Here is a 13,193-nt window from a genome sequence, read left to right as displayed (position 1 = left end):
TTTTTTAAATCAGGACCTTACGTTTGCGGCTTGATACAAGATATTGTGTATGGGGGCGAAGGATCTTCTATGGTGTGGGGTCACACCGAAATCTCGGAGCGCCTGCATGTGGCTTTTTGAGCCGTAACCTGCGTTGGTCTCCCAACCATAATTTGGATGGTGTTGCGCCAAGTCCCGCATCAGTGCGTCGCGCCATGTCTTGGCGATGATCGACGCGGCCGAGATACTCACAGACTTACCATCTCCCTTAACCACAGGCGTGGCGGGGCAGGGCAGATCCGTGGGCAGGCGGTTGCCGTCGATCAGCAGGTGGTCGGGCGCTTCGGGCAGCGCGGCGACGGCGCGGCGCATGGCCAGATAGGTCGCCTGCAGGATGTTGATCTCGTCGATCTCTTCCACCGAGGCGACACCCAACCCGACCTTGGCTTGCGCGCGAATGATCGGCTCCAGTGCCTCGCGGCGCTTGAGGGTGAGTTTCTTGGAATCGTTCAGGCCGGCGGGGATCTGCGCCGGGTCGAGGATCACGGCGGCGGCCACCACGGGGCCGGCGAGCGGGCCGCGGCCCACCTCGTCGACGCCCGCGACGCGCTTGGTTTCGGCCCAGAACGGCGATTCGAGAGAAGTGTCAGGTCCAGTCATAGGCCCGTTCTGCGCGCGCGGGCGCCGGGGGGCAATAGGCTAGCGCGCCTTGGGGTGCGTCGCCTCATAGACCTTCATCAGATGTACGCTGTCGACCGAGGTATAGGCCTGCGTTGTCGAGAGCGAGGCGTGGCCGAGCAGTTCCTGAATGGCGCGCAGATCGCCGCCAGCGGAAAGCAGGTGCGTGGCAAAGCTGTGGCGCATGGCGTGGGGCGTGGCGCTGGCAGGCAGGCCGAGCTGCATGCGCGCCTTTTCGGTGACGGACTGTATGAGCCGCGCGTTCAGCTTGCCACCGCGGGCACCGCGGAACATCGGGCTTTCGGGGGTGATGTCGAACGGGCAGAGCGTCAGATAAGTTTCGACGGCACGACGGGCCACGGGGATCACCGGCACGATGCGCTCTTTGCCGCCTTTGCCGAGGATACGCAGCGACTCGCCAAACGGCCAGTCGGCGCCGGTCAGCCCCAGCGCCTCGGAAATGCGCAGGCCGCAACCGTAGAGCAGCGTGACCACCGCCGCGTCGCGGGCGCCGATCCAGCCTTGCGCCGACTGCATTTCGACGGTGTCGATCATCGCGCGGGCGGCGTCTTCGGTCAGCGGGCGCGGCAGTTTCTTCTGGAACTTCGGCGCGCGGGCCGAGAGCACGGCGGTGGGCTCGAACCCTTCGCGTTCGGCCAGCCAGCGGTAGAAGCTCTTCACCGCCGACAGCTTGCGCGCCATGGAGCGTGGCGCCGCTCCGCCCGCGTGCAGATGCGCCATGAAGGCGCGCATATCGGGAGTGGTGACGCGTGCCAGGGGCTTGAGCCCCTGCGGCTCGGCGTGGTGCCCGGTGAGAAAGGCGATGAATTCGGCCACATCCGCGCGGTAGGCGGTGATGGTGTTCTCTGAGGCGTTCTTCAGCGCCCGGGCGTGGTCGAGCCAGCCCTCCAGCGCGTCGCGCGCCGCGGGGGTGAGCGCGAGGCTCACGACAGCCAACGCCGCATGGTGCGCTCGAAGACGCCGCCGAAGAAGGCGAGCAGATCGGTGCCCTGCTGCGGGGTGAACATGTTGCTGTCTTCCGAGCCCATGACCAGCAGGCCGGGCAGGCGGCGCGGCCCGAAGTCGAGCCGCAGGCAGGCCTCGGAGCGAATCCAGTCTGCCTTGGGGCCGTAGATGCGGCTGTCACCCGCGCCGAGCTGGCGCAGCGTGACCTGCCGCAGCGGCGCGTCGGTCCGTTCGGTCAGGTAGCTGGCGACGAACCCCGGCTCGGCCAGCGACAGCACGTCGCCAAGGCGGCTGACGGTGCGGGTGTCGTCGGGGTGGCCGGTTTCCAGCACCAGACGCATGATGTCGACCCGCAGAATGGCCGCGACTTCGCCGTTCAGGTCGCGCAAGAAGGGCTCGAAATCCACCGGATCGAGCATGCGCAGGATCGCGCGGTGGATTTGGTTGGTGCCGGCGAGATTCTCGTAGGCAGCAGCGATGACGCTGCGATGGGTGTCTTCGAGCCGGTCGAGCCGGGTCTCCAGCCGCTCCATCGCCAGACCGCGCAGGTCGACGATATTGCTGCCCATCGCGCTCTCGTTAGAGGCGATGAGCGCCTGCATCAGATCGCGGTCATCGAGAATCATGTCGGGGCGCGAGAGGAGCTGCTCGCGCAGCGTCTCGTCGATACGGGGACTGCTCATGCCTGTTCCGGTCTATCCGTGCCTGTTCCGGGTGATCGGTGTTTTGCCGCGGAGCGTAGCACCTCTGTGATGCGAATGCGCCCCCTTTTCTGGACGTGCTGGCCGGTTTCCGCGCGCTGTGGCCTCAAGGGCAATCTGCGAAGGGAAGGCTTTGGCGAAACGGGGTTTTCTGGCACACTGGCCCGGGCAGAGGAGGAGAGCTCATGCCAACGATCAGCCATCCAAGCCCCGTCCAGACGGTCATCACCACGTTCGAGACAAGCCCCGGCACCTGTCAGGATTTGCTCGAGGCGCTGGAGGAGGCCTATGCCGATTTCATCTCGAAGCAGGCGGGGTTCATCGGGGCGGGCCTGCATGTGAACGATGCGCAGACGCGCATCGCCAATTACTCGCAATGGGAGCGGCGCGAGGATTTTCAGGCCATGCTGCGCAGCGCGGTGATGCGGGAGTGGAACCGGCGGTTCAACGATCTTTGCCGCAGCTTCGAGCCGGTGATGTACGAGGTGGCGGCGGTCTACTGACGCCGCGACCCCGCGAAGTGCACTCGGTGTGTCAGGCGGCGATGGTCCGCGTGTCGCTGCGGCGTTCGGTGACGCGCAGCCGGTAACCTTCACCGCGCACCGTATCGATGCTCAGCGCGCCTTCGAGCGAGGCGAGATGGGCGCGCAGGTTGCACATGTAGACGTCGAACACCCGCGGTGCCGGCTCGTTCTCGAAGCCGTAGACATGGCTCATCAGTTTTTCGCGCGTGGCCAGGCGACCGGGGCGCAGGGCGAGAAATTCGAGAATTTCGTAAAGCTTGGGCGAGAGCGAAAGCGTGGTCGCCCCGACGTGCACGCGTCGCCGTTCCAGATCGAGCCGCAGCGGCCCGCACTCCGAGATCGGAAGGGAGATGCCATGTGCACGGCGCGCCACCGCGCCCAAGCGGGCGAGGACCTCGTCGGTCGGCGCATCTTCGGCCAGCACGGTATCTGCACCGCCCATCAGCCATGTGGCGATCTGGGCACCGTCCGCCCCGCGCGCGATGAGCGCGATGGGAACCTCGGGGTTCAGTTCGCGAAGCCGGGTCAGGGTGGTGTGCTCGCGCAGCACACCGGCGTCGATCAGCAGCAGGTCGTGGGCGCCGATCCGGTGGAACTCCTCGATGTCCTCGGCGGCTTCGCAACTGGTCAGCAGCGTGCCGGTCTGGGCCAGCGCATGGCTGTGGCTCATCATCTTCCAGGTGGTTTCGGCAATCAGGTATCGCATGGGCGCGCTCCTCCAAGTGCCGCCAGCGCGGGGCGGGCGGGCAATCCGTTCTGCAAGGCGAGGGGTGACCGTTCTTGCGGGTCAGCCGGTGCTCCATGCGAACCCTTGTGGATTCGGGAGGCCGGGCCATTTCCCATCGCGGCTTTCGTCGCGGGAAAGGCGGCGCGTTCTGCGGCCCGATGAAAGGGATACGGGGCAATTGTGCCCGAAATGTGTTGGGATCAGGGGCTGCGCGAGATGATTTGTATCAAGGCGCTATACGTTTGAAGGGCGCAAGATCGCGGCAGGTCAGGAAAGGAGGCCTCGCATGTACAAGAATATTCTCGTTCCCATCGCGTTCGACAGCGACTCCAAATCGAAGAAGGCCATCGAGGTGGCGCGCTCACTGGCGTTGCCCGACGCGAAGATCACGCTGCTGCACGTCATGGAGCATGTGCCGGGCTACGCCGCGACCTATATGCCGCCCGATTACCTCGTGCAGTCCCGCGCCGCGGTCGAAAAGGAACTGCAGGCGATGGCTGCCGACGTGCCGGGAGGCAAGGGGCTGGTGGTTGAAGGGCATTCGGGCCGAACGATCCTCGAGTACGCTCAGGAAAACGACCACGATCTGATTGTCATCGCCTCGCACCAACCAGCGATGAGCGACTACCTCCTCGGCTCGACCGCAACGCTGGTGGTGCGACATGCCCATTGCGCGGTGCACGTGCTGCGCTAGCGGCTGTTCAACCTCTTTTGGGCGGCACCGGGGCCGCGCGGCAAGCGCGGCCTCGTCGTGGTGAGGCGTCGAGGGGACGTCTGTTCTTCCGTGACTGCGAGTCGGCCTCTCAGCCCGAGATGCGGCGCAGGCTGCCGGAGTCGAGCGAGTTCTCCGGCCAATTGGCGATATTATAGTAATCGCGGTACCACGCGACGAATGCGGCGACGCCTTCGCGCAGCGCGGTGCGCGGGCGATAGCCGGTCAGATCGTGCAGCAATGCAGCGTTCGCCCAGGTGGCCGGCACATCGCCCGGCTGCATACACATGGGATTGCGGCGGGCCTGCACACCAGTGGCCTCCTCGATTGCCGAGATGAACTCTGACAGTGGGACCGCCTGTGAATTGCCGATATTCACGATCCGCCAAGGGGCCACGGGCGACAGCGAGTCTCCGGTCGGCACAACACCGTCCTCAGGCCGCTTGGGGATCACGTCGATCAGCAGTCGGATGCCCTGCACCAGATCGGTGACATAGGTGAAGTCCCGCATCATGTGACCATGATTGTAGACGTCGATCGGCGCGCCGCTGAGGATCGCCTTGGTGAACTTGAACAGCGCCATGTCGGGCCGTCCCCACGGGCCATAAACGGTGAAGAAGCGGAACATCGTCGCCGGAAGATCGTAGAGATGGGCATAGCTGTGAGCCATGCATTCCGTCGCCTTCTTGGTCGCCGCGTAGAAGGACATCTGGTGGTCGGTGCGGTCGGTTTCGGCATAGGGCATCGACTCGTTTGCCCCGTAGACCGACGAGGTCGAAGCAAGCAGGATGTGTTGCGGCTTCGTCGCCCGCGCCGCTTCGAGCAGTTCGAAGGTGCCGCGCATGTTGCTGCAAAGGTAGCTGCGCGGGTCCTTCAGAGAATGGCGCACACCGGCCTGCGCGGCGAGGTGGACCACGACGTCGGGACGTTCTTTTTCGAAGAGTTCGGTCAGCAAACCTTCGGTCTCGATGGATTGGTTGACGACCGCGAACCCTGGCGACTGTAGCAGCATCGCCTGCCGCCGGCGTTTGAGCCCAACATCGTAGTAATCGGAGAGATTGTCGACGCCGATGACGCGAAATCCGTCGTCCAGCAGTCTTTGGCAAAGGTGGTACCCGATAAAGCCCGAAGAGCCCGTGACCAGAGCGGTGCGCATCAAAGAACTCCTACAATGAATTTTAGACAATAAATGTAATATAGCATGTCTTGTGCTCTGCCTGTTGGCAAAGCAAGATCTTTCTTCCCAGCGTCCGCTATTCCACCAGGGCCCACGCCAGTAGGCCCAATCTGGTGGCGACTTGCTGCACGGCGTCCAGAATTTCGATCCGGGCCGTGGCGAGTCGGAGCATGCGCGGAGGGCAACCTTCGATGGATCGTTCGATGTGCCGGTTCACCCCCATGGTCACATTGGCGAGCGTCGGCCCATGCTGCCATGTTGCAGGCGGGTTCTGGCTAGGGGCGGCAATGTGGCTTGTCATAAGATAGATGAGAAAATGGGCGATCTTGCGCTCATCTGAGGCGTGACGGCGGTCGAGCGCCGCCGGGCTGCGCCTCTCATGTTGCTGTGAAACAAAGGAGTTCCCGATAGATTGAGAAGATCCGACCGGGCACGGCGGGGTTCGCCGCAAAAGATTCCGCCAAATCGTAGGTTAACTCTTGGTTAAAGATAATTGGCAGAGGTCCTTTGCTGCGCTATAGTCTGATTCATTGAAAAAAGGAGTTTTTAAACATGACGGATAAGACCACCCAAGGTGAGTCCGTGGAATCCCCGGGCCGCCGCGAACTGCTCGGCAAGGCTGGCAAGTACGCCGCCGTCACGCCGCTTGCAGTTTCCGCGCTTCTGTCCACCTCGATGAAGGCCGATGCCGGTGGCATCTTCCGTTCGGGCGGCATGAAGCACAAGCACAAGCATAAGCACAAAATGAAGATGAAGATGAAAAAGCATGGTGGTGGGTACCACTAATCTCCGAGACCAGTTTTCCGGTCTTTTGTTCTTTCCTCTTTAATCTTGCGTATTTCGTTGAGTGAAACCCTTTTCGTCCTCCCCGCAGCAGGGGTCACGCTGGCCGAAGTGAATGGTCAGCATCTTCTCTTGGTCCCAGAGAAGGAGCTTCTGTTTTCAGCCACTCCCCCGGTGGCCGAGGCATGGGAAGAGTTAGAGTTCGGCGTTACGTATGTGCGACCGGATGCCGCCGAGGTCCCAGACGGCGGCATCCTAAATGATCTGCTGCAGATCGGCGCGCTGGAGCCATTGTCCACTGCGGACGGCTCCGCGCGGGTCGGTTGCTGCGACACGCTTGATCTGGCCGGTCTGCATGTGGGGCTGGCCTTCGAGGATGATGCGCTGCGCGCCGAGCTGATGCCGAGTTTCGCGCATCTTGCGACCGCGCAGCGGCGCTGTGTTGATCACCTTGTGATCCAGCGCAACTCTGGGCAAATCGGCGTTGCGCGGCGCGACGAGGACATCGACTGGGTGGCGCCGCATGAGGCGGTGCCGCTTCTGAAGATCAAGATGACCGAGGTTGTCTTCGATCACACGGAACACGTAATGCTGCATGCGGCGCAGCTCGAAAGGGCAGGGCGCTGCCTTCTGCTGCTTGGTGATGCTGGGGCTGGCAAGAGCACCCTTGCCACAGCGCTGGAGCCTGCCGGGTTCCGCTTGCAGAGCGATGACATCGTGATGATGTCGGAGACGGGTGAGCTTGGTGCGCTGCCGTTTCCTGTGACACTGAAGGAAGGCTCGTGGCGGTTGATCGATCACCGGCGCGAGGAAATCGACGGCGCTGCCCGGCATGTCCGACCGGACGCGCTGAACGTACGCTACGTCGGGCTGGCGCGGGACAGTGGCTGGATCAAGGCCGGTTGGATCCTTGTTTTGGACCGGCAGGCCGACGGGCCGGCTTCGGTGGCCGAGATCAGCCTTTCCGAGGTCTTCGCAGCGCTACTGCGCTCGGCTTGGTCAGGAGAGGAGGCTATGTCTCCGGCGGTGTTCGCCGCCATGGCGGCTTGTCTGGACGGTGCGAAATTCGGTCGCCTGACCTATTCGGACCTACCGCGCGCCCTTGAAGTGGTGTCGCGCTTTTGCGGAGAGGTCGAGGCTGGCCCAGAAGGATATGGTTCGTAATTACAGTTTGAAGTGATTGTTTTTAAGTGATTTTAGAATAACTATTTGCTTGCTGCGCATATTTTAGCGCGTGGTGTTTCCCTAAAGTTTTTTATTTTGTAAGATATTGGAGCAGCCCATGAAAGCAGGGACGCTTTCCCCTTCACCCCTCGAGACGCTCGGTCGCATCCTCCGGGGGGATGCCTCGCCGGTAAAGGCGCAGGTCTCGGACTGGGCCGACCTCATCCGCACCGCGAACGAAGAATTCGTCACGCCCGCGCTGTTTCAACACCTGTCGGCGGGCCGGGGGATCTCTGCCGAACCCGAGGCGATGGCCTATCTTGGCGAAATCGAAACGCTCAACTGCGAACGAAACCGCAGCCTCTGGGCGCTGGTGTCCGAGATCACCGAGCTCTTCAACAAGGAAGGGATCACGCCGACCTTGATCAAGGGCGCCAGCGAAATGGCCCTGCAGGAGGATCCGGCAAGCTTTTACCGTCTGATGATCGATGTCGACATGGTTGTCGCCCCCGACGAGGCGGACAGCGCGCAGGACATCCTGCAGCGCGCGGGATTTCAGCGCCTGGAGGAGAGCACATATGCGCACTCTCCTGGGTGTTTCTGGAAGGAAGGGTACGCGGGAACGCTTGATCTGCACGCGGGTCTGCAGGTCGATATCGCCAGATTTCTGTCCGAGGACGATTGGCAGACACGACGCGTGCTGTGCGAGCGGGATGGCCTGCGCTACTACGTGCCCGACGCGTCGTTTCGCCTTCTGATCAACGTCAGCCACGACATGTTGCACCATTCCGGCCTCGCGCGTGGCGGCATCAGCCTGCGCTATCTTCTGCCGCTCTGGCAGCAGATGCAGAACCAAGAGACCCTGGACTGGCCATGGTTGCTGAAACTCCGTCGCGATCGGCGGTTTCGCCTCGCGTTCGATCTGCAAATGCTGATGTTGCACGAGTTGTTCGGGATGCGGCGGACGCTGCCGTTCAGGAAATCCCCGCTCACCGCGTTCCTGCATCGGCGCCGCCTTTTGAAGGCGCGCCATCCACGGCTGGGCGATGCGGAGTGGGCGCTGGTCAAGCCGATCTACACGCGGTTGAAGAGGCTGTGAACGTCGCGGATTTTGGGCGAGTTAGTGCCCGCGCGATGCGCAAGTCTCTCGCGAGCAGGTCGAAACGGGCCCTGTTGCGCGATTCTTCTTTGAGTTGTGACTTCGCAGCGGTACACCGCGAATATTGATTGTTTTGAGGATTATCCGAAATGAAAATTGCGATTATCGGCACCGGGTACGTGGGCCTTGTTTCCGGCGTCTGTTTCTCTGACTTCGGTCACGAGGTGGTTTGTGTCGACAAAGACCCGCGCAAGATCGAGATGCTGGAGCGCGGCGAGGTGCCGATCTTCGAGCCGGGGCTGGATGTGCTCATGGCCAAGAACGTCGAGGCCGGGCGGCTGACCTTCACGCTCGACCTCAAGGCCGCTCTCGACGGCGCCGAGGCGGTATTCATCGCTGTTGGCACGCCGACCCGGCGTGGCGATGGCCACGCCGATCTCACCTATGTCATGGCCGCCGCCGAAGAAATCGCCAAGACCGCCGATCACTACATCGTTGTGGTGACCAAATCGACGGTGCCAGTGGGGACAAACCGCAAGGTGCAGCAGGTGGTTGCCGCCGCCAACCCGGACCTCGACTTCGACGTCGCCTCCAACCCCGAGTTCCTGCGCGAAGGCGCAGCGATCGACGACTTCATGAAGCCCGACCGCGTCGTGGTCGGCGTCGAGACCGACCGCGCCGCAAAGGTGATGGAAGACATCTACCGTCCGCTCTACCTGCGCGATTTCCCGATCGTCACCACGGATCTGGAGTCCGCCGAGATGATCAAATACGCCGCCAATGCATTCCTCGCGACGAAGATCACCTTCATCAACGAGATCGCGGCGCTCTGCGAGAAGGTCGGCGCGGACGTGAAAAGCGTGTCGAAGGGCATGGGGCTCGACGGCCGCATCGGCAACAAGTTCCTGCACGCCGGCCCGGGCTACGGCGGCTCGTGTTTCCCCAAGGACACCAAGGCTCTGGCCCGGATCGGTCAGGAGCACGCCGCGCCGATTTCCATCGTCGAGACGGTGATCAAGGTCAACGAGGACACCAAGCGGCGGATGACCGACAAGTTGCTCGATCTCTGCGAGGGCTCGTTCAACGGGAAGAAGGTCGCCGTGCTAGGTGTCACCTTCAAGCCCAACACCGACGACATGCGCGACGCGCCGGCGCTGACCATCGTTCCGTCTCTGGTCGGCGGCGGGGCTTCGGTCTCGGTGGTCGATCCGCAGGGCAAGCGCGAAGGCGAGGCGCTGCTGCCGGGCGTGGCTTGGGAGGATGACCCCTACGCGGCGGCCGAGGGCGCCGATCTGCTGGTCATCCTCACCGAGTGGAACGAGTTCCGCGCGCTGGATTTGTCAGTGCTCGCCAACAAGATGTCCACGCCTCGCATGGCCGACTTGCGCAACATCTACACCTATGACGATGCGCTCGCCGCAGGGTTCACCAATTACGAGAGCGTCGGGCGCGGCGATCCCGCCCCCACCTAAAGAAAGAAAACCGGGCGGCGCTGAAAGCGCGCCGCCCGGCCACAAGCTGCTCGACAGCTTTGCCTGGTTCAGCCCAGGATTGAATCGGTCGGCATGAACTCGAGCGCGTCAATGCGCAGGGGCTCGCTGCCGCCATCGCCGTAACCGGCGAGCACGAGTTCGTCGCCCGCTTCGATCTCGACGTTGTCGATCACGTGACGAGTGAGCGTCGACTTGTTGGCAAGGCTGCCGCCAAGCTCGGCATCCCAGTGCCAGGCGTCCATCACTTCGCCGTTCACGCGGAACTCCAGATAGGACACGCCGTCGGTCTCGTCGAAGTAATCGATCCCCACATTGTAGGTGCCCGAGGAGCCCTCGAAGTCGGCCTTTGCCTCGGCATCGCCGAGCGCGCTCAGAACCTTGCCGCCGGACGCTGCCTTGAGGTTGGCCACGTCGAAGCCTTTGTATGCGCCCTCTTCGAAGACGAACTCCTCGGCTTCCATGAAGGCCCACTCGCCGGTGCTTGCAGCCGGTCGCTCGACCTCTTCGGTGCTGTCGGTGGGCCCGGTGGTATCCGTCGACTCGAGCGTGTCGGTCATCTCTAGGCTGAGACTGTCGATGCGCAGCGGTTCGCCCCCATCGTTCACGCCCTGCAGAGTGACACTGTCGCCCGCCTGCAGTTTCAGCCCTTCGATGACCTTCGCGGTCAGGGTCGAGGTGTCGGCATAGGCGCTGCCCAGGTCGGCATCCCAGTCCCAGCTTGCCACGGCCTCACCGTTGACCAGAACGCTCAGCGCGCTGACGCCGTCGTTTTCGTCGAAGTAGTTCACGGTGAGGTCGTAGACCCCGGCATCTCCGCCGAAATCGAAGGACGCGGTCTGCGCCTCATCGGTTTCGTTCTGGATGACCGCATTGCCTGAGGCCGGGCCGATCTTCTGCACGGCAAAACCGTCGGAAAGATCGAGCTCCTCCGCCTCGTAGCTGATCACCGTGCCGATCGCGTCGCTGTTGCCGCTCTCGGTGCCAGTATCGGTCTCCGGCTCAGGCTCCGGCTCTGGCGTGGTTTCCAGATCGCCGTCGCCGTTGTCGAGTGTGCCGGTCATCTCGAGGCTGAGCGTATCAATGCGCAGAGGCTCGCCCGAGTCGTTCACACCCTGCAGCGACACAACATCACCCTGCTGCAGTTCGAGCCCCTCGATCAGTTTCGAGGTCTCGGTGCCGCGATCCGCGTAGGCGCTGCCCAGGTCGGCATCCCAATTCCAGCGGCTCACTTCTTCGCCGTTGACCAGCACGCTCAGGGTGCTGACGCCATCGTTCTCGTCGAAGTAGTCGACCGTGAGGCTGTAGACCCCGGCATCGCCATTGAACGCATAGGACGCGGTCTGGGCCTCGTCGGTCTCGTTCTGGATCACTTTGCCACCGGATGCCGGGCCGATGCTCTTTACCGCGAAACCGTCGGACAGCGCGAGGTCTTCGGCCTCGACGGTGATCACCGTGCCGATCGCTGCGCTGTTGTCACCACCGGTTTCGGGCTGAACGGTGGCTGTGTCGTCGCCGTCTTCCCCGCCATCGGTGATGTCCTCGGGCTCGCTACCGCCGGTCTCGGGGGTGTCATCGAACCCGTCGAGCAGGCCGTTGATGTAGTCCTCGATGTTGGCATAGCCGTCGCCGTCGGCGTCGCGATGCGCATCGGCGGTCTTGGCGTCCGATCCGATGATATCCTCGTAATAGTCCGGGATACCGTCATCGTCGGTATCGGTCAGCGCCTCGGTCCGCGAGCCATCCCCATAGCCGCCGACCTCGTCCGGCGAGTCGATGATCTTGCCGGAGTTGTTGAGCACCGTATCGATGATGCGCTGGTCGATTTCGTTCAGCTCGCCGTCGATACGCGCACCGACGTTCGAAAGCACCCAGTCAACCACGGCGCCCGAAGACATCACCTCGGTTGTGGCAGGATCAAAGACGAAATCGTCAACGATCTTGCCCGCGTTCTCGCCGCCGACCGACGCGTCGTTGTCGAGCACGTAGTAGGACGCACCGCCATCGCTGCCGATAAAGCGGATCGCATCGCGACCGCCGGTGTCCTGACCCTTGATGAAGACGTTGCCGATCACGTGCACGGTGGATGCACCCGAAACGACGAGGCCTTCTTGGCCGTAGTTGTAGATCAGGTTGTTGATGAATTCGACGTTCTTGGCGTCGTCCTTGACCAGCGCGTTGCGGAACTCGTTGCTCGCAAACAGATTGCCGATCATGCTGACGTTCGAACTGTGGTCGCCGATCAGCAGCCCCATGCTGTGATCGCCCTTGGGGTGGAACGAGTCCTGCAGCGCCTCGGCAATGATATTGTTCGAGAACGTCACATTGCTCGGCCCACCCCACGTGGCGGCGACCTCGTCGATCGACCAGCTGAGCGAGTTGCTGTCGATCATGACGCTGTCGACCGTCTGGCCGGACTTCCCGATGGAGATGCCGTCGCGGTCATCGGCGTTTTGCGCGTCGGGGTCGTCGCCCGGACGCACGTTCATGCCGCGGATGATCACGTTGCTGTCGACGACGCGCAGGCGCCCGCCGGTCACCGTGACACCACCGGGGGCCGTCTGGCCCGCCAAGGTTACGTCACCGTTAATTTGGATCTGATCCTTGAGGTCGATTTGTCCGCCAACTTCAAAAACTACAATGCGCGGATAGTCCAAATCTTCCAGAGCCCAACGCAGCGAGCCCTCGCCGGAGTCGTTCAGATTTGTAACTTTAACAACTTCACCACCACGTCCTCCGGTCGCACTTGCCCCAAACCCTTGCGCTCCCTCAAACGCAAGGAGTTCTGAATTTTCTACTACCATGTGTACCTTGGTCCCGACTTTCTGTCTTATGTTGTGAGTGTGTAGTCCCTTTGCAGTGCTGAACGGATATCCCCGGACGTTTCGGGGTGCATCGCTTTTGAAAGTTTCCCCATGGTTACTGAGTGAAATTCCGCCGACCTCTGGGGCGCAAATTCCCGCTCAGAGCGGGGTATGGGGGCGATCAAAGCGGTGGATCAGGGAACAAAAATGGCGGAATTCTGTCCAATTGGGGCGGGTCGCCACGCTGTGTCGGTACAGAGACATTTGAGTTTCAATGTCTTTTGTACGTTAACGTTAAGTTAACGTCCGGGAATGGATCTGATTTGTCCTGAAACCCGAAAGCGCGGGAAAACGCTCGTGCCGGTCTGCCCAAAAAATGGGCGCGGTCC

The 13,193-nt window shown here is 62.4% G+C and carries 12 protein-coding genes; 6 read left to right on the top strand and 6 right to left on the bottom strand.

Going from position 1 to position 13,193, the window contains the following annotated elements; all coding sequences use genetic code 11:
- Positions 1-9: 9 nt before the first annotated feature.
- The 3 genes from ACXAJT_RS05160 to ACXAJT_RS05150 are packed head-to-tail and all read right to left on the bottom strand — an operon-like array spanning position 10 to position 2,306.
- The gene (locus ACXAJT_RS05160) at positions 10-639 is read right to left on the bottom strand and encodes a ribonuclease HII (protein WP_475233480.1); all 630 of its coding nucleotides are present in this window, start codon (positions 637-639) and stop codon (positions 10-12) included.
- Between the two features lie 39 nt (positions 640-678).
- Positions 679-1,605 carry a tyrosine recombinase XerC gene (locus ACXAJT_RS05155; RefSeq protein WP_475233478.1) on the bottom strand — a complete coding sequence of 309 codons (927 nt, stop codon included), beginning with the start codon at positions 1,603-1,605 and terminating at the stop codon, positions 679-681.
- Positions 1,602-2,306 carry a DUF484 family protein gene (locus ACXAJT_RS05150; protein ID WP_475233476.1) on the bottom strand — a complete coding sequence of 235 codons (705 nt, stop codon included), beginning with the start codon at positions 2,304-2,306 and terminating at the stop codon, positions 1,602-1,604. Before ACXAJT_RS05150 ends, ACXAJT_RS05155 begins: the two co-directional genes overlap by 4 nt.
- 203 nt (positions 2,307-2,509) lie before the next feature.
- Between ACXAJT_RS05150 and ACXAJT_RS05145 the strand changes: the two genes are divergently transcribed.
- A complete protein-coding gene (locus ACXAJT_RS05145) occupies positions 2,510-2,827 on the top strand; it encodes an antibiotic biosynthesis monooxygenase family protein (protein ID WP_475233473.1) in 318 nt (105 codons plus the stop codon).
- 31 nt (positions 2,828-2,858) lie between these two features.
- On the opposite strand, the gene ACXAJT_RS05140 is transcribed toward ACXAJT_RS05145, so the two are convergent.
- Positions 2,859-3,554: a winged helix-turn-helix transcriptional regulator gene (locus tag ACXAJT_RS05140; protein ID WP_475233471.1), complete on the bottom strand. Its 696-nt coding sequence runs from the start codon at positions 3,552-3,554 to the stop codon at positions 2,859-2,861.
- 307 nt (positions 3,555-3,861) lie between these two features.
- On the opposite strand from ACXAJT_RS05140, the gene ACXAJT_RS05135 reads away from it, so the two are divergent.
- The gene (locus ACXAJT_RS05135) at positions 3,862-4,269 is read left to right on the top strand and encodes a universal stress protein (RefSeq protein ID WP_475233469.1); all 408 of its coding nucleotides are present in this window, start codon (positions 3,862-3,864) and stop codon (positions 4,267-4,269) included.
- 109 nt (positions 4,270-4,378) lie between these two features.
- Here the strand turns inward: ACXAJT_RS05135 and ACXAJT_RS05130 are convergent, their stop codons facing one another.
- Positions 4,379-5,443: an NAD-dependent epimerase/dehydratase family protein gene (locus ACXAJT_RS05130; protein ID WP_475233467.1), complete on the bottom strand. Its 1,065-nt coding sequence runs from the start codon at positions 5,441-5,443 to the stop codon at positions 4,379-4,381.
- Positions 5,444-6,016: 573 nt separating this feature from the next.
- Between ACXAJT_RS05130 and ACXAJT_RS05125 the strand changes: the two genes are divergently transcribed.
- The 4 genes from ACXAJT_RS05125 (at position 6,017) to ACXAJT_RS05110 (ending at position 9,982) form a co-directional block, all read left to right on the top strand.
- On the top strand, positions 6,017-6,250 hold the full coding sequence (locus ACXAJT_RS05125; RefSeq protein WP_475233465.1) for a hypothetical protein: 234 nt from the start codon (positions 6,017-6,019) through the stop codon (positions 6,248-6,250).
- A gap of 129 nt (positions 6,251-6,379) precedes the next feature.
- On the top strand, positions 6,380-7,411 hold the full coding sequence (locus tag ACXAJT_RS05120; RefSeq protein ID WP_475233463.1) for a hypothetical protein: 1,032 nt from the start codon (positions 6,380-6,382) through the stop codon (positions 7,409-7,411).
- 118 nt (positions 7,412-7,529) lie between these two features.
- Positions 7,530-8,510, top strand: coding sequence for a nucleotidyltransferase family protein (locus tag ACXAJT_RS05115; protein ID WP_475233460.1), 981 nt, complete (start codon positions 7,530-7,532; stop codon positions 8,508-8,510).
- 149 nt (positions 8,511-8,659) lie between these two features.
- Positions 8,660-9,982, top strand: a complete 1,323-nt coding sequence (locus ACXAJT_RS05110) for a UDP-glucose dehydrogenase family protein (RefSeq protein WP_475233458.1) — start codon at positions 8,660-8,662, stop codon at positions 9,980-9,982.
- A 68-nt stretch (positions 9,983-10,050) separates the two neighbouring features.
- On the opposite strand, the gene ACXAJT_RS05105 is transcribed toward ACXAJT_RS05110, so the two are convergent.
- Positions 10,051-12,573 carry a right-handed parallel beta-helix repeat-containing protein gene (locus tag ACXAJT_RS05105; protein ID WP_475233456.1) on the bottom strand — a complete coding sequence of 841 codons (2,523 nt, stop codon included), beginning with the start codon at positions 12,571-12,573 and terminating at the stop codon, positions 10,051-10,053.
- Positions 12,574-13,193 lie beyond the last annotated feature (620 nt).

This window comes from Salipiger sp. ABF4_146 (assembly GCF_056161345.1).
This window is presented reverse-complemented; position numbering and strand designations above follow the sequence as displayed.

What these genes read in the sequence shown, in the direction of transcription:
- ACXAJT_RS05115 (WP_475233460.1), top strand. Translation starts at nt 7,530, where the DNA reads ATGAAAGCAGGGACGCTTTCCCCTTCACCCCTCGAGACGCTCGGTCGC.
- ACXAJT_RS05145 (WP_475233473.1), top strand. Translation starts at nt 2,510, where the DNA reads ATGCCAACGATCAGCCATCCAAGCCCCGTCCAGACGGTCATCACCACG.
- ACXAJT_RS05110 (WP_475233458.1), top strand. Translation starts at nt 8,660, where the DNA reads ATGAAAATTGCGATTATCGGCACCGGGTACGTGGGCCTTGTTTCCGGC.
- ACXAJT_RS05135 (WP_475233469.1), top strand. Translation starts at nt 3,862, where the DNA reads ATGTACAAGAATATTCTCGTTCCCATCGCGTTCGACAGCGACTCCAAA.
- ACXAJT_RS05125 (WP_475233465.1), top strand. Translation starts at nt 6,017, where the DNA reads ATGACGGATAAGACCACCCAAGGTGAGTCCGTGGAATCCCCGGGCCGC.
- ACXAJT_RS05160 (WP_475233480.1), bottom strand. Translation starts at nt 639, where the DNA reads ATGACTGGACCTGACACTTCTCTCGAATCGCCGTTCTGGGCCGAAACC.
- ACXAJT_RS05130 (WP_475233467.1), bottom strand. Translation starts at nt 5,443, where the DNA reads ATGCGCACCGCTCTGGTCACGGGCTCTTCGGGCTTTATCGGGTACCAC.
- ACXAJT_RS05150 (WP_475233476.1), bottom strand. Translation starts at nt 2,306, where the DNA reads ATGAGCAGTCCCCGTATCGACGAGACGCTGCGCGAGCAGCTCCTCTCG.
- ACXAJT_RS05140 (WP_475233471.1), bottom strand. Translation starts at nt 3,554, where the DNA reads ATGCGATACCTGATTGCCGAAACCACCTGGAAGATGATGAGCCACAGC.